10 protein-coding genes are annotated in these 16419 nt (G+C 45.1%); 3 read left to right on the top strand and 7 right to left on the bottom strand.

Going from position 1 to position 16419, the window contains the following annotated elements:
• Positions 1-103: 103 nt before the first annotated feature.
• Positions 104-2515 carry an outer membrane beta-barrel protein gene (locus tag ACPD8L_RS07910; protein ID WP_423942825.1) on the top strand — a complete coding sequence of 804 codons (2412 nt, stop codon included), beginning with the start codon at positions 104-106 and terminating at the stop codon, positions 2513-2515.
• Positions 2516-2581: 66 nt separating this feature from the next.
• Positions 2582-3943, top strand: a complete 1362-nt coding sequence (locus ACPD8L_RS07915; protein WP_423942827.1) for an exonuclease domain-containing protein — start codon at positions 2582-2584, stop codon at positions 3941-3943.
• Between the two features lie 430 nt (positions 3944-4373).
• On the opposite strand, the gene ACPD8L_RS07920 is transcribed toward ACPD8L_RS07915, so the two are convergent.
• The 6 genes from ACPD8L_RS07920 to ACPD8L_RS07945 form a co-directional block, all read right to left on the bottom strand.
• A complete protein-coding gene (locus ACPD8L_RS07920) occupies positions 4374-6761 on the bottom strand; it encodes a BspA family leucine-rich repeat surface protein (protein WP_423942829.1) in 2388 nt (795 codons plus the stop codon).
• An 819-nt stretch (positions 6762-7580) separates the two neighbouring features.
• Positions 7581-9626 carry a BspA family leucine-rich repeat surface protein gene (locus tag ACPD8L_RS07925; RefSeq protein WP_423942831.1) on the bottom strand — a complete coding sequence of 682 codons (2046 nt, stop codon included), beginning with the start codon at positions 9624-9626 and terminating at the stop codon, positions 7581-7583.
• Between the two features lie 325 nt (positions 9627-9951).
• Positions 9952-10725, bottom strand: a complete 774-nt coding sequence (locus tag ACPD8L_RS07930) for an aldose 1-epimerase (RefSeq protein ID WP_423942832.1) — start codon at positions 10723-10725, stop codon at positions 9952-9954.
• Positions 10726-10728: 3 nt separating this feature from the next.
• Positions 10729-12024 carry a M20/M25/M40 family metallo-hydrolase gene (locus ACPD8L_RS07935; protein WP_423942833.1) on the bottom strand — a complete coding sequence of 432 codons (1296 nt, stop codon included), beginning with the start codon at positions 12022-12024 and terminating at the stop codon, positions 10729-10731.
• 32 nt (positions 12025-12056) lie between these two features.
• Positions 12057-13037, bottom strand: coding sequence for a PLP-dependent cysteine synthase family protein (locus tag ACPD8L_RS07940; protein WP_293302085.1), 981 nt, complete (start codon positions 13035-13037; stop codon positions 12057-12059).
• 73 nt (positions 13038-13110) lie between these two features.
• A complete protein-coding gene (locus tag ACPD8L_RS07945) occupies positions 13111-14352 on the bottom strand; it encodes an ABC transporter permease (protein ID WP_423942835.1) in 1242 nt (413 codons plus the stop codon).
• 3 nt (positions 14353-14355) lie between these two features.
• Between ACPD8L_RS07945 and ACPD8L_RS07950 the strand changes: the two genes are divergently transcribed.
• Positions 14356-15582, top strand: a complete 1227-nt coding sequence (locus tag ACPD8L_RS07950; RefSeq protein WP_423942836.1) for an exo-beta-N-acetylmuramidase NamZ family protein — start codon at positions 14356-14358, stop codon at positions 15580-15582.
• Here ACPD8L_RS07950 and ACPD8L_RS07955 read toward each other — a convergent pair.
• The gene (locus ACPD8L_RS07955; RefSeq protein ID WP_423942838.1) at positions 15579-16409 is read right to left on the bottom strand and encodes a sterol desaturase family protein; all 831 of its coding nucleotides are present in this window, start codon (positions 16407-16409) and stop codon (positions 15579-15581) included. The two genes, ACPD8L_RS07950 and ACPD8L_RS07955, sit on opposite strands and share 4 nt — an antisense overlap.
• Positions 16410-16419: the final 10 nt, after the last annotated feature.

The raw sequence follows: 16419 nt of genomic DNA on the forward strand, positions 1-16419 counted from the left end.
AAAATCCGAGTTTAGCAACAGTTTTCAAAACAATGGTTTTGTTTGATGATTTATGCTAAAGCCAACTATTTAAGTTGGCTTTAGTTCTTATAGCTACACAGGTATGGTTAAAAAAATAGGGGTACTGCTATTTCTTGCAGTCGTAGGTCAAGCGTTTGCACAAACTTCGTTCAAGGGAAAAATAGTGGATTCCAATAATGCCGCCATCGCCTTTGCCAATGTGGTGGCCATGAGCAAGTCCGATTCGACCTTGTTAAAAGGTGCCATCACCGATATGGATGGGGTGTTCAACATTGATGTAAAACAACCACAGAACAGCTATTTATCCATTTCCTATGTAGGTTTTCAGACCAAAACCGTGACCGACCTATCCAACACTAGCTTGGGCAACATTACTTTGGAAGACCAGACCCAAGCGCTTGAAGAAGTTGCCGTGGTAGGTCAAAAACCCTTCATTCAAAAAGAACAGGACAAGCTGGTACTCAATGTAGAGAACAGTATCGTGAACACGGGAAACTCCACCATGGAGTTGTTGGAAAAAGCCCCAGGGGTCATCATAGATCAAGATGATGTTATATCCCTCAGTGGTCGCACCGGGGTACGAATCTATATGGATGGCAAGGACACCCGATTACAAGGGGAACAATTGGCCAATTTACTGCGTAGCCTGCCTTCTTCCAATATCGAGAAAATAGAGATCATTACCAATCCCTCAGTTCGTTATGAGGCACAGGGCAATGCGGGTATCATCAATATTGTCACCAAAAAAGGGAAACTGTATGGTACCAATGGAAGTATTACCCTGAGCCCGGGATACGGGCGTTATTTCAGATGGAACAGCGCCATGGACTTTAACCACAGAACCGAAAAATTGAATCTCTACGGTCAGTATTCCTATACCGACCGCAATCAATACCAAGAAATTGTCATTGATAGGATATTCTTGAATGGAGACGAGCCCCAAGGCTATTACGACCTTCAAAATGATTTTGAATTGCCTTTAAAAACCCATACCGGAAGGTTAGGGTTGGACTATACGGTAAGCGAGAAGACCACACTCGGGGTTCTGTTCACCGGACTCAACAACAACACCAAAAATATTTCCACCAGCAACGTATTAGGGTACAACACGGACTGGGATCTAATTTCGGAGGAGAACACCGCTACGGACATCGCCTCCGAATGGAACCAGTTTACAGCCAACCTTAACGCCAGACACAACTTTGTGAACAAAAGTGCCCTGAACTTCAATTTTGACCATGCCCGTTACAGCAATTGGTCCGACCAAAGGTTTGTTTCCAATTTCGACTTTTTTGAAAGCAATACCACTGCCCAAGACATTCTTTTGGGGGATGTGGACGGTTTCCTGAACCTCACCGGAATCACTGTGGATTATGAACTGCCCTTTAAAAATGGAGATCGTTTTGAGGCCGGTTGGAAAAACACTTGGGTGAAATCGGATAACGACTTGGCCTATGTGAATGAGAACAACGGGGTCACCACCCCAAACACCAACCTCAGCAACCATTTCATCTATGATGAAGATATATATGCGGGCTATGTGAGCTATAACATCAACCGTGAAAAATGGAATGCGCAAGTGGGGCTACGGGCCGAAAACACTTCTGTTATTGGCAACCAGATTACCACCAACACGGTCAATACAATGGATTATTTGAACCTGTTTCCCACAGCTTCCTACAACTATACGTTTAACGAAAAGCATACCTTGGGTGTATCGGCGGGCAGGCGTATTGACCGTCCCGGTTATGGCCAGCTCAATCCCTTTCGCACCTTTGTGAACACCAATACCTACCGTGAGGGAAATCCCTATCTGCAACCCCAGTTCACGTGGGTAAGTGAGGTCAATTACACCTTCAAACAGCGTTACTATTTTGCATTTAATGTAGGGATTACAGAAGACCATTTGACCATGGCCATCATTCGGGATGGGGACCAAGAGGTGGTCATCGTGCGTCCCATCAACATCGACAGACTGAAAAGCTATTCCTTTGTGGCCAGTCTTCCCATACAGTTCAGCAATTGGTGGCAGAGCAATTGGAACCTCAACGCATCCATCAATGATTTTGATGGAGAGATCAATGGGTTCAATTTTGACCGCAGCAATCCTGTGGTAAGTCTCAACACCAACCACAGTTTTGGATTGGGGAACGGTTACCGATTACAGGCCGGGGCGTTTTATCTCTTCCCCCACTATGGAAGCATTACCCGGGCCGAGACCATTTCGTCCTTTTCCGTGGGACTCCAGAAAAACTTGTTCAAGGATGCCATGACGCTACGGTTCAATATCAATGACATTTTCTGGAACCAATACCCCACTGGAAGGACCGCTTTTGGCAATCTGGACGATTCCTTCACCAGCTACCGGGACACCCGTTACGCCACCCTTTCCATTTCTTGGCGATTTGGAAAACAGTCGGTACAGCCGGTTCGTAGAAGGCAGTCCGAAATCCAACAGGAAATGGACCGGGCACGACAACAAAACGAAGGGTAACCATAAATTTCTGCTTGGGGTTTACTTTAAAAAAGTTCTAACTTTAATGCTCGAACTTTTGCGAAGTTGTATACCATCATCGACATAGAGACCACTGGGAACGGAATCAAGGGGAACAAAATCACCGAAATTGCCATTTTTAAGTTTGATGGCACCCAGATTGTAGAGGAATTCACTTCCTTGGTGAACCCGCAATGTCCCATCCCATATTTTATCACCGGACTTACGGGAATTGATGACCAGATGGTGCAAAATGCCCCCACTTTCCCTGAAATTGCAGAAAAGGTTCTGGCCCTAACGCAAGACTGCATCTTTGTGGCCCATGCCGTGAATTTTGACTATGGGGTAATCAAGGAGGAGTTTCGGAGCATAGGGATGGACTTTACCCGAAAAAAACTGTGCACGGTTCGCTTGTCCCGAAAACTCATTCCCGGATTGCGATCTTATAGCTTGGGAAAGCTCTGCTCCGCGATTCAAATCCCATTAACGGACCGACACCGGGCCCGGGGCGATGCCCATGCCACTACCCTGCTGTTCCAAAAATTGTTGAACACCCCCAATTCGGAACCGGTGTTCCAAAAGTTTCTCAATGCCCGAAGCCAAGAGGCCACTTTGCCGCCTCACTTGCCCAAATCGGTTTTCAATAAAATCCCCGCCCAACCGGGCATCTACTATTTTAAGAACCAAAATGGGGAAATCATTTATGTGGGAAAGGCCATTAACCTGAAAAAAAGGGTGCTTGGCCATTTTTACGACAAGAGCACCAAGGAAATCCAGCTCTGTAGCGAAACAGCCGATATCGATTTTAAACTTTCAGGAAGTGAATTGGTGGCGCTGCTTATGGAATCAGCGGAAATTAAACGTTTATTTCCCTTATACAACCGGGCCCAAAAGCGAACGGTACGGCAATACGCCATTTTTCAGTATGAGGATAGAAATGGAATCACCCATTTGGCCTATAATTCCATGAAAGGGGCACCCAACCCCATAAAGATTTTTTACAACCAAACCGATTGCAGGGCCTATTTGCATGAAATGTGCAAAAATTTTGCGCTATGTCCCAAGTATTGCCATCTGCAACAAACGCAATCAGCCTGTTCGCATCATGAGATTACCAGTTGTGAGGGGATATGTAGAGGCGAAGAATCCATCGATGATTACAACCAAAAAGTGAAAAACGCCATTCTAGAAACCAAATCCTTGGAAACAGAGGTCAGGGTCATCAAGGAGAAAGGTAGAAACCCAGAGGAAAGTGCCGTAGTCCTCATTGCTGAAGGGGTGTACAAAGGGTATGGTTTTATTGATCAAGAGCTGGAGGTGTCTTCTTTGAAGGATATTGAGGCGCACATCATTCCACAGAAACACACTTTGGAAACGCAACGTATTGTGGAGGCCTTGTTACCCAAGTTGGAGTCTTTTGTGTTGTAAGTGATTGACACGAATTGCACGAATTCCACAAATATCCATGACACTTTTACTGTCATTCTGAGCAGAGCGAAGAATCTCTTTCTGGACACAAATTACGCAAATTGTCACGAATATACCCATGGTCATTTCGAACGGTCATCCTGAGCGCAGTCGAAGGGTGACGTGAGAAATCTATAATGGGAAAGAGATTTCTCGGTCGCAAGCTCCCTCGAAATGACAAAGGTATTGCGGTGGATTCCGCATCAAGTGCGGAATGACAGCTCGTTTTTCTGGGTCATTTCGAAATGACAGTACCAGTAAGCATGTCTTGATTACATCTTCGTACGCTCTGGATATCAACTCGATATGGCATGAAACCGATGTGTATAAAAAAAGGGAGACTGTAAAGCCTCCCACTTAACCTACTTAAATGAACAAAAATGAATCATGATCAATTGCAGTTTACAGGGGTATCACCCACTATCTCCCAGCCATTGCTTTCCAATGTTGTTCTTGCGGTCATAACCGCAGCGGTATTGCAATATGCTATGTTCAAGGCACCTATATTGTTTCCACCAAATGCATTATCCTGTGCTGACCAGCCCACCAAGGTGGCGCTATAGTTCTCCTTGGACATTCCAGAATTGTCAAAGATATAGTTCATGGTACTCACTTTTTCAATATTCCAGCCCCCAAGATCTTGGTCAAAGCTGGTGGCTCCTTCAAACATTCTATACATTTCAACCTCTGGTTCGTTTTGGGTCAAATTCCATCCACTAATATCCCCATTAAAACTGGTAGCCCCTTTGAACATACGCCCCATGCTTTGCACCTTGCCCACATCCCAGTCTGTAAGGTCTTGGTCAAAGCTGGTAGCCCCTTCGAACATTCTTCGCATATCGTCTACATTACTTACATCCCATCCGCCCATGGGACTGTTAAAATTACTAGCCCCTTCGAACATACCTACCATATTTTTAACTTTTGGGGTTTCCCAACCACTGACATCGCCATTAAAGCTACTGGCCCCATGGAACATATCTCCCATATCATCTGCTTGGATTGGTTTCCAATCGCTAACATCCCCATTAAAAGCCGTTGCATTTTCAAACATATTCCCCATTAGATACACTCCGGACACATCCCAACCCTTAAGACTTTGGTTAAAGGAAGTTGCCCCTTGAAACATGTTTTCCATATCATCAACATTGCTGACATCCCATTCATCGATTTTTCCATTGAAACTGGTGGCTCCTCTAAAAACCCGATTCATGTTCGTTACATTACTTACATCCCAACCATTAAGATCACGGTTAAAGTAGGTGGCATCCTCAAACATACTGCTAATAAACTCCACAACTGTAACATTCCATCCGCTAATATCCCCATTAAAGTTGGTGGCCCCAGCAAACATGAGATCCATGCTCTCTATAGTGCTAACATCCCAATCTTCAAAATTTTCGCCTGTAAAAGAACTGGCATCCCTGAACATACTGGTCATGGAGGTAACATTGGACAAAATGGGGTCATCCTTGGCATTGTACATCATGAAAGTACAACCCGAAAAGGAGTGGGAAAATGATTTCCATACAATACTGCCCCATTGCTCTATGGACATTAATTTAGGAGCACTTGAATTTAATGACATACTGATTTTTGGGAACTCCCCCTGTATGGCCACGGTATAGGTGCCGGCAGTGTCATATATATGCTCTGCATCTTCTGATGAGGTAATATGCTCCACTGCAGTGCCATCGCCCCAATCTATAGTATAATCATAGGTATAAGCAGCGTTTGTGCCAATGGAGATGGTCTCCGCATTGTTCATGGTTTTCCATGTGGTGACAAAAGAAGTGTCTTCTTCCTGCATGCTCTCGATTACGTTGAGCACATTCACGGTCACATCTACTTGTATGGTATGAATGCCATCGTCCACCCCAACGGTAATAGTATGTTCGATGGCCGTCTCATAATCCAACTGTTGGCCTTCCGCTAAATGGAGCTCCCCGGAAGTACTCATCACAAACAGACCGGATTCATCCTCAACTATAGAGAACTCCAAGTCGTCCCCTTCCTCATCCAATGCAGTCACCACTCCAATTTCATTTGCATCCGTGATATCTTCCGAAGCTTCAAATATTTGGGCTTCCGCAACAGGGGGCTGATTTCCTTGCGTAACCTTGATGGTGATGATGGCACTTGCCATACTATTCCCATCAAACACACTAACGGTGATGACATGTTCCGTAGCTAAATCGTAATCCAACTTTTTATCTTGCAATAACGTAAGTCCACCTTCCGGTGTGATTCCAAAGAGACCCAATAGATCTTCCGTAATGAAGAACTCCAAATCGTCCCCTTCCTCATCCAATGCGGTCACCGTTCCAATTTCATCTGTATCCGTGATGTCCTCAGACACCTCAAATACCTGCGCAGTTATAGTTGGAGGTTGATTGGTGCCACCTACTTCCATCACATTGATGGTCATATTGGCACTGGAAGTAGCTTTTCCATCACTGACATTGACTTCCAAAATGTGTTGATTTTTAAGGTCAAAATCCAGGCTCTTGCCATTTCTTAGGCTCAAAACCCCGGATACGTTTCCGATTTCGAACAGCTCATGCGCCGTACTGAAGACCAAGTCGTCGCCTTCGTCATCCGAGGCATCGACAATACCGATTGCGTATTCTGGCCCAATAGCTTCACTGACACTAAAAATTTTGGCATTGACCATTGGAGGCGTATTCTCTTCCTCCGGGGCTCCCGAATCGTCATTCTTGCCACACGACCACACAAGGGCCATCATCAAAATCATCGTGAAAAAACTTTTCAAGTCCATAAATGCTCTTTTTTAATTACTATTGTACGGCAAGTAGGTACTTATTTTTAGGAATACTGGTCCTGATCTGACGGATGCCCTGTTTGGATTGACGGATGGGGGTTTCAATGTTCAATGGACAATCAACAATGACCAATATCTTCCTATTAGGACCAAATCATTGAACTTGTTCTTTAGGCTTTTATGGTTTTGAAACGGCTTGCACAAATTAGCCTGAATGCTCTTACCGTCATTTCGAACCTCTCGATGTATCGGGGGTGAGAAATCTGAAATGAAAGAGAGATTTCTCAGTCGAAGCTCCCTCGAAATGACAGAGGAACAAAGATTACACGATTAAAGTCATTGTCCCGACCGTCATGCTGAACTGGTTTCAGCATCGCAGTACAGTGGGTGGACACGGATTGCACGAATTAGCCTGAATGCTCTTACCATCATTTCAAATCCTGTCCTGAGCGTTTGGCGAAGGAGCTGTGAGAAATCTAAGATGGAAAAGAGATTTCTCGGTCGCAAGCTCCCTCGAAATGACAAGGCACTGCGGTGGATTCCGCATCAAGTGCGGAATGACAGCTCGTTTTTCTGGGTCATTTAGAACGGTCATCCTGAGCGCAGTCGAAGGGTGACGTGAGAAATCTAAAATGGGAAAGAGATTTCTCAATCGCTACGCTCATTTCGAAATGACAGTACCAGTAAGCACATCTTGATTGCACCTTCGTACGCTCTGGATATCAACTCGATGTGGCATGAAACCGATGTGTATAAAAAAGGGAGACTGTAAAGCCTCCCACTTAACCTACTTAAATGAACAAAAATGAATCATGATCAATTGCAGTTTACAGGGGCATCCCCAGTGATGGTCCAACCAGCTGACACCAATAGGGTTCTTGCTCCCTGTACTTCTGGCGTATCACAATATTCAACATTTAGGGCATTAAGGGTTATATCCTGGGGAATATTGGCCAACTGGGACCAACCAACCAAGGTATTGCCATACATGGGGGCAGACATACCGGAATCATTAAACATATTTGCCATATCGGTTACCTTTGTAATGTTCCAATTCCCCAAATCCTGATTAAAGGCCGTTGCATCACTGAACATAGATGACATATCTATACTTTCATGGGTATTGAACACCCACTCGCTGAGATCTTGGTTAAAAGAGGTAGCACCAAAAAACATATTCCCAAAGTCTACAACTTTTTCTACATTCCATCCCCCAATATTCCCATCAAAATCACTCGCAAGTAAAAACATATTCCTCATAGTGGTAACATTACCCACGGACCATTCACTTATATCTCCATTAAACTTGGAAGCTCCATAAAACATACCCCACATATTGGTAACCGCAGAAACATTCCAACTGCTTATATTGCCATTGAACAAAGAAGCTCCCTGAAACATTCCTTTCATTATCCACACATTTTTAACATCCCAAGAGTTTAAATCCCCATTGAATTTTGTTGCATTCCTGAACATCTCGGCCATATTTACAGCTTCGGATAGGTTAGGAACGTCAGTGGCATTATATACCATATTGGTGCATCCAAAGAAAGCTTGTTCAAAAGAATACCATGCCAAATTGCCCCATTGATCAATGCTCTCCAGTTTTCCCTTGAAAACATCATCAACACTGCCCATTCTAATATGAGGAAAATCACCTTCTATGGCCACTTTATAGGTTCCCGCGTTTTCATAGACATGGGAAAAAAAGGTTTGATCATTTAAAATATAATGTTCAATAGTACCATCTCCCCAGTTCACAATAAAATCATAATCTGCATATATGTAAACTCCAATCTGCACCTCTTCCATTGCTGATGTGGTCTTCCACGTGGTCACAAAGGCAACCTCATCGTTGGGGTCCGCCTCCAGTACATTCTTTACAGAAATGGTCACTTCTGTATATGTAGAAAGTTCTCCATCATTTACTTGTACAGATATGGTATGTTCGATAGCCGTCTCATAGTCCATTATCTTGCCCGTTTGCAGGCTTAGTTCCCCATTGGCCATTCCAATCTCAAAGAGATTGTCCACATCTTCTGCGATGGAAAACTCCAAGGTGCCTCCCTCAGGGTCTGTTGCCATAAGCGTAGTTATTACCGCATCATCAGCAATAGCTTCACTGACTGTTACCGTAATGGGCATAGAATTGGTGATTACAGGCATCTCATTGATATTCTGTACGCTGATCGTAATTGCAACATCTGCTGAAAGTTCCCCATCGCTCACTTGTACGGTAATCATGTAGGTATCTGTAGTCTCAAAATCCAATTGCTTGCCTGCGGCCAGGGTCAGCTTGCCGTCCGTGGCCCCAATTTTGAAAAGCCCGGAAACGTTTTGAACGATAGAGTACTGGAGGTCGTTGTCTTCATTGTCCGTTGCCATTACTGAGCCTATTTCATCGGCATCTGTTATGTTCTCATTAACCGAGAAGCTATACTCGGCTTCAACAAATATCGGTGCTTGGTTCTCTGGGTCCGCCTTGGTAACGTTGATTGTCATCTTGGCCTGGGCATTGTCCGTGCCGTCGTCCACCTTTACCGTGATGCTGTGCTGCGCCTTGGTGGCATAGTCCAGTTGCTTGCCGCTGGCCAGGGTCAGCTTGCCATCCGTTTTTCCAATCTCAAAAAGACCGTTGTCGTTCGCAGTGATGGAAAATTCCAATGCATCACCATCCGGGTCACTGGCAGCAACCGCTCCGAAAGAAGTCCCGCTTCCAATGTTCTCATTGGCGGTAAAGGCCTGCGCGGAAATGGTGGGGGCCTCATTGGTGCCGGTTGGTGGCTTTGGGTCATCTTCCTTGCCACAGGAAATCACCAAAAATGCGAAAAGGAGAGTGCGGAACAGATTTTTGATTTTCATGATAAATGGGTCTATTGGGATTAAAACCACAATTTGCCCATTTTGAAGGTGATCTGGGGCAGTGAATTGACGGATGGCCCTTTTGGGTTGACGGATGGGGGTTTCAATGTTCAATGGACAATCAACAATGACCAATATCTTCCTATTAGGACCAAATCATTGAACTTGTTCTTTAGGCTTTTATGGTTTTGAAACGGCTTGCACAAATTAGCCTGAATGCTCTTACCGTCATTTCGAACCTCTCGATGTATCGGGGGTGAGAAATCTGAAATGAAAGAGAGATTTCTCGGTCGCAAGCTCCCTCGAAATGACAACGTAGGTAACCTCAAGCTGTTATGCGGACCTTAAAAACAGCGTCTGTATCTTTTAAGTATTGAAATCCCAAATACAGTTCCCGTTGATCTACCGAATACGGGTAAAACGAGATGGGCTCAATACAGAGCATGTTGCGTACCTCGGTCCAGCACATGAACTGACCAAAGCCTTCTGTTTCAATAGTGATTTCCTTTTCATCTTTGAGCATGATTTTGCTACAATCTTCCACATGAAAGGCTCGGTTCCCTACCTCTAATACATCATCCAATGAAATTTCCTTGCCATTGGCGAGAATGACAGGGGAATTTGTATGAAGTTTAAAAGCCGGATGGTAACCCAGCATAAAGGGCATATCCCTTTCCCCGGAAACTGTGAAGGTAATTTCCAAAGTATCTCCCTTCAACAAAAAAGATTTTTTAAACCCAAAACTATAGGGCCATACCTGTTGCGGTTCGGGGGACTTTTCTGGGTATTTGGAATTTTTTACAGGAGTGTCCGCCTTATATTCCTTTACAAAAACCGCCGAGTCTTCGGTCTGGGAAAGCAACTGGTATTCCAATTCCCGAAGCAATCCATGTTGATCCTGAATGGCAATGCCATTTGGCACTTGAACACGGTAACCTGCCTCGTTCATGGGACCAATGATGGGAAACATTTCGGTATCCGAACTTCGCCATCCCGGACTTCCTTTTTGATGGATGAACTCATGGCCGTCCACCAAAAAACTTACCAATTCACCGGCATCTATGCCTACGACGGCACTTTTACTTTTTAACTGGACCATGGATTATTGGTTTATCAATCGGTAAATAAGAATGGCCGTACGCTTGGTCAAAGCCTCAATGGTGTTAAGGTTAACGGTTTCCTCGGGGGTATGCGCCCCTGTACCCATGGTACCCAGACCATCCAAGCAATCCACATATTGGGCCACGAAGGAAACATCGGCCGCGCCTCGTTTTCCCGGGTCATAGGCCAATACTTCACCTTGCTTTAGATCCAAGCTTACTTGGTTCAGGGTATTCAACAATTGGAGGTTGCCCTCGGTGGGCTTCATGGCGGGGTAACTATCCGTAAAACTGATGGTGGCCGATGTATGTGGTAGGTTCTGCCCCACAATTTCGCGCATTTTGTTTCGGGCGCGTTCTTTCTGTTCTTCAGAAATGAACCGAAGTCCACCCCTTACCATGGCCTTTTGTGCCACCACATTGGTCTTTCCAAACACATCGCCTTTACTTGTGGAAGCATCAAAATTAACAAAGGTTCCACCCAAAAGGGTTCCGGGGTTGAAGGTCAACAGGTCCTCCCCTTTGACATCGGTATAAAATTGATGAAGGATACGTGAGATTTCAAAAATGGCCCCAGCCCCCACATCTTCATTGAAAATCCCGGAGGAATGCGCCCGTTTACCCTCTACTTCCACTGCCCATCCCGAGGCGCCCCTTCGGGCCACGGTGGCATTGTTGAATCCTGTTGAAGTCTCAAATCCAAGGGCAATATCACTTCGTTGGGCCGCTTCAATCAAATCCTTTCTGCTAATGGACAGCGGTTTTCCGGTACTTTCCTCATCCCCTGTGAAGGCTGCAATGATTTGGGCATCTTTCAACAGTCCGTTTTCCTGCAATGCTTTGAGGGCATATAGCATAATCACATCTCCTCCTTTCATATCGTTTCCGCCCGGTGCATGGGCAATGCTATCGTTCACCATTTCAAAGGTCTGGAAGGGACTGTCTTCCTCAAAAACAGTGTCCAAATGCCCAATAAGAAGCAGTTTTTTGCCCTTTTTGCCCGAGGTTTCGGCAAATAGATGACCGCCCCTGTCCATGTCATTGGGCATTTCTATCCATTGGGTATTAAAATCGATGGCATCGAAGGCATCCTTGAAAACCATACCCACTTCCCTGACCCCTTCGGCATTCAGGGTACCACTATTGATATTCACCACTTTCTCCAAAAATTGAATGGCTTCCGTATTGTTCTTTTCAATGGAAGTGATGATCTTCTTTTCAGTCCGGGAAAGTTTTTGTGCAGTGATGGAACATGTTGCGATAAGGGCAATGAAAGTTGCCAAGTGCTTGAGGCTCATAATACGATGTTTTGCCCCGAATTTATCAAATTTTACTCGATAAACCCTTTTTCGCGCATCCAATCGTCATTGAACATTTTGCCCACATACCTACTGCCATGATCATGGAAGAGTACCACGACCACATCGTCCTTGGTGAAGTGCTCCCTTAACTGCAGTACCCCTTTAATGGCCGCTCCGGCAGAATTGCCCAAGAACATGCCTTCTTCGCGGGCCAAACGACGGGTGTATATGGCCGCGTCCTTATCCGTTACCTTGGTGAAACCGTCAATAATGTCAAAATCCACATTCTTGGGAAGGATATCCTCCCCTATCCCTTCTGTGATGTATGGATAGATTTCGTTCTGGTCAAAAATGCCAGTTTCATGATATTTTTTGAAGACCGAGCCATAGGTATCCACTCCCCAAACCTTGATATCTGGGTTTTGTTCCTTGAGGTATTTCCCTACTCCTGAAATGGTGCCCCCTGTTCCTACACCCACCACAAAATGAGTGATCTTGCCATCGGTCTGTTTCCAGATTTCAGGTCCAGTGGTCAAATAATGGGCCTTGGTATTGCCTGGGTTATCGTATTGATTCACATACCACGAATTGGGAATTTCAGTGGACAATCGCTTTGCTGTGGAATAATAGCTTCGGGGGTCGTCCGGGGCCACATCGGTAGGACAAACATACACCTTGCTCCCCATGGCTTTGAGAATATCTATCTTTTCCTTGGATTGCTTGTCACTGATCACACAGATCATTTGATACCCTTTTACCACTGCAGCTAGGGCTAACCCCATCCCCGTATTCCCGGAAGTTCCTTCGATGATGGTCCCGCCAGGCTTTAGGATTCCAGCAGCTTCGGCATCCTCCACCATTTGAAGGGCCATACGGTCCTTGACCGAGTTTCCGGGGTTAAAGGTCTCGTATTTGGCCAAAACCAGACAGGGTAGTTCGGACACCAATGTGTTGATTTTCACCATTGGAGTGTTTCCGATGGTCTCGAGAATGTTGTTTGCATAATCCATAGTCCCTACAAAGATAGTTTTTTGGATAATCCGCTATACTTTGCGCTATTTAGTTGTAAAAAAGAGGATTGCCTTACTCGAACTTGATGGCTTTTACCGGGGTAATTTTAGTGATGATGTACGAGGGAACCAACAGCATCAATAGGCATAATGCCATAACGCCCAGATTCAACAGCAGGACCATGGGTGCGTCCAAATACACGGGAATGTAGTCGATGTAGTACTCTTCGGGATTGGGGAACTTGAACATGCGGTATTTGTTCTGAAGGAACAAAACACCGAGTCCGATGACATTGCCCCACAACAATCCAATGGTGATCAAATAGGCGGCATTGTACAAGAACACTTTTCGAATGCTCCAGTTGGCGGACCCCAATGCCTTTAGGATCCCGATCATTTGGGTACGTTCCAAAATCAACACCAAAAGGGCCGTGATCATGTTTATTCCACCCACTATGATCATGATACCAATGATCAGGGCAATATTAAAATCGAACAGCCCGATCCATTCAAAAATCCGGTAATATTTGGACTTGATGTTCTGGGTGTCCAAACTGGAAATGGTTTTGCCATAAATCTCATTGCTTTTGTCCTCCAACTGGTCAAAATCGTCCAGAAAAACCTCAAAATTGCCCACTTGGTCCCCATCCCATTTGTTCATGCGCTGGATATGCCGGATATCCACAAAAACGTAGGTAGCATCGAACTCTTCAAAACCACTGTCGTAAATTCCAACGACTTCAAACTTTCGGTTATTGGGTACTTGATTGGCATCCCCATCCTTTAAGAAAAAGGAAAAGAAGGAGTCGCCCACTTTCAATTGCAAGCGATTGGCCATAGTCCTTGAAACCAACGCTTCTTCATTCAGTTTTCCGGTAAAATCCGGCAATTTGCCATCAACGATGTACTCGGCAAAGACCGACCAATCGTAATCCTTGCCCACACCCTTGGCCAGCATCCCCTCAAAGGTGTCCTCGGTACGGATAATACCTCCTTTGGTGGCCACGGCCTGCACATGCCTTACGCCTTCCACATTCTTGAACTCGGGATAAAAATCCTGCTGGAGCGGTATGGGCGAGAGGGAAACCTCGGAAATGTTATTGTCGTAATTGGAAATTTGGATATGGCCGTTAAAAGCAGCCACCTTTTCCCGTATCTTGCGTTTCAGTCCAACGCCGGTAGCCAAAGCAATGAGCATCATGACCACGCCAATGGCAATTGCGGCAATGGCAATTTTTATTATAGGGGCAGAAATGCTAATTTTATCTTCTTTCCCTGTGATCAGGCGCTTAGTAATAAACAATTCTAAATTCAACGAATGCCCATTTTATCTATTTTCAAAAGTACAGTTTTATTGTTGGTTTTGGTGCTTTCCTCCTGTAGGGAACAGCAAAAAAAGGAGAATCCAGAAGTTGCAACGGTTCAAACGGAGCCTGTTCCCGAAATCAAGGTGGCTGCCAATAGAACGGAAGTTTACCTCCCTTTGCTCCAAGGCAAAAAGGTAGGGGTCGTGGCCAACCAAACCAGTGTAGTCTTCAATGATAAAGGGCATGTCCACTTAGTGGATTCCTTGCTTTCACTTGGGGTCGATGTAAAACAGGCCTTTGCCCCCGAACACGGATTTAGAGGCGAGGCGGATGCCGGCGAACACGTCACGGACGGGGTTGATGCCAAGACCGGGCTTCCCATAATTTCCCTCTACGGAAAAAACAGAAAGCCTTCCAAAGAACAGTTGGACCAATTGGATGTAATGATTTTTGACATCCAGGATGTTGGGGTCAGGTTCTACACCTATATTGCCACCCTACAACTGGTGATGGAAGCCTGTGCCGAACACAATACCCCTATTATTGTACTGGATAGGCCCAATCCCAACGGGCATTATGTGGATGGACCTACGATGATGGAGGAACACAAAAGCTATCTGGGCCTTAATCCCATTCCGCTGGTCTATGGGATGACCATTGGTGAATATGCCCAAATGTTGAATGGGGAAAATTGGTTGGAAGATGGAAGAAAGGCCGATTTAACCGTTATCACCCTTGAAAACTATACCCACGAGTCCGATTATCACCTTCCTATACGACCTTCCCCCAATCTACCCAGTGATGTGGCCATTACCCTATACCCCAGTTTAGGACTTTTTGAGGGCACCCACGTCAATGCCGGTAGGGGAACGGAGTTTCAGTTTCAACGGTATGGGGCTTCTTTTATGGACAGTACCCAATATGATTTCAGCTATGTCCCAGCTCCTAATTTTGGGTCCAAAACCCCTAAGGAAGATGGGAAAACCTGTTATGGAAAAGACCTATCCAAAATGGAACGGATGAACGAGGTTTCCGTGAAATGGGTCATGGATGCGTACAACAATACCTTGGACAAGTCCAAGTTTTTCCGCACCAGTGGCTTCACCAAACATGCCGGCACACCTTTGCTTCAGCAGCAAATAGAGCAAGGGCTCTCCGAAGCTGAGATCAAGGCCACATGGCAAGATGACCTTACCGCTTTCAAAAAAATCCGGGAAAAATATCTGATTTACGACTAATCCTCAGTGGTCGGTCGTCTGTATTTATGAAAGGGTTGCTTTAGCAATCCTTTAATGCTACTGTTCTCCTTTTCATCCGGAAAGGTATCCACGCCATACACAATTTGGTCAGTGTCCATGGCCATATAGGTGCCGAACAGACGGTCCCAAATGGAGAAAATATTGCCGTAGTTGGAATCGGTATAGGGCAATTGGTAGTGATGGTGCACTTTGTGCATATCCGGGCTTACAATGACCCAACTTATGGCCATATCCATTTTTTTGGGCAGTCTAATATTGGCATGGTTGAACTGCGAAAGCACCACCGACAAGCTTTGGTACAACATGATGATGCCAATGGGAGCGCCAACCACGAAAACTCCGATCAAGGTAAACGTATATCGAATCAAACTTTCCAAAGGATGGTGTCTGTTGGCCGTAGTGGTATCTACATTATGGTCCGAATGGTGCACCAAATGAACCATCCAAAATGGTTTTACCTTATGCTCCACCCAATGGGCGGTATAGGCACCGATTAAATCCAAAAACATGACCCCAAGGACTACATAGAGCCATAAGGGCATTTCCGGGAGCCAATTGATGATCCCAAAATCATTGGTCACGGCCCAATCCGAAGTTTTCAACAGTAAAAAGGCCAAAGGAAAGTTCACCAAAATGGTGGTCATGGTAAAGAAAAAATTGGGAATGGAGTGCCGCCATTTTTTATACGGTACGCTAAAAAGAGGCATGATGCCTTCCAAAATCCAGAAAAAAGTAATTCCACCCACCAAAATAAGGCTTCGGTGCCAAGAGGGAATGGTTTCAAAATAGGCCATTAACTGTTCCATATTCCCAAGA

The sequence above is a fragment of the Flagellimonas algicida genome (assembly GCF_049629585.1).
In the GTDB taxonomy this organism is placed as follows: Bacteria; Bacteroidota; Bacteroidia; order Flavobacteriales; family Flavobacteriaceae; genus Flagellimonas.

Bases quoted from the DNA above. Each gene is read 5' to 3' on its own strand.
- ACPD8L_RS07910 (WP_423942825.1), top strand. From the start codon at position 104: ATGGTTAAAAAAATAGGGGTACTGCTATTTCTTGCAGTCGTAGGTCAA.
- ACPD8L_RS07920 (WP_423942829.1), bottom strand. From the start codon at position 6,761: ATGGACTTGAAAAGTTTTTTCACGATGATTTTGATGATGGCCCTTGTG.
- ACPD8L_RS07925 (WP_423942831.1), bottom strand. From the start codon at position 9,626: ATGAAAATCAAAAATCTGTTCCGCACTCTCCTTTTCGCATTTTTGGTG.
- ACPD8L_RS07930 (WP_423942832.1), bottom strand. From the start codon at position 10,725: ATGGTCCAGTTAAAAAGTAAAAGTGCCGTCGTAGGCATAGATGCCGGT.
- ACPD8L_RS07935 (WP_423942833.1), bottom strand. From the start codon at position 12,024: ATGAGCCTCAAGCACTTGGCAACTTTCATTGCCCTTATCGCAACATGT.
- ACPD8L_RS07940 (WP_293302085.1), bottom strand. From the start codon at position 13,037: ATGGATTATGCAAACAACATTCTCGAGACCATCGGAAACACTCCAATG.
- ACPD8L_RS07950 (WP_423942836.1), top strand. From the start codon at position 14,356: ATGCCCATTTTATCTATTTTCAAAAGTACAGTTTTATTGTTGGTTTTG.
- ACPD8L_RS07955 (WP_423942838.1), bottom strand. From the start codon at position 16,409: ATGGAACAGTTAATGGCCTATTTTGAAACCATTCCCTCTTGGCACCGA.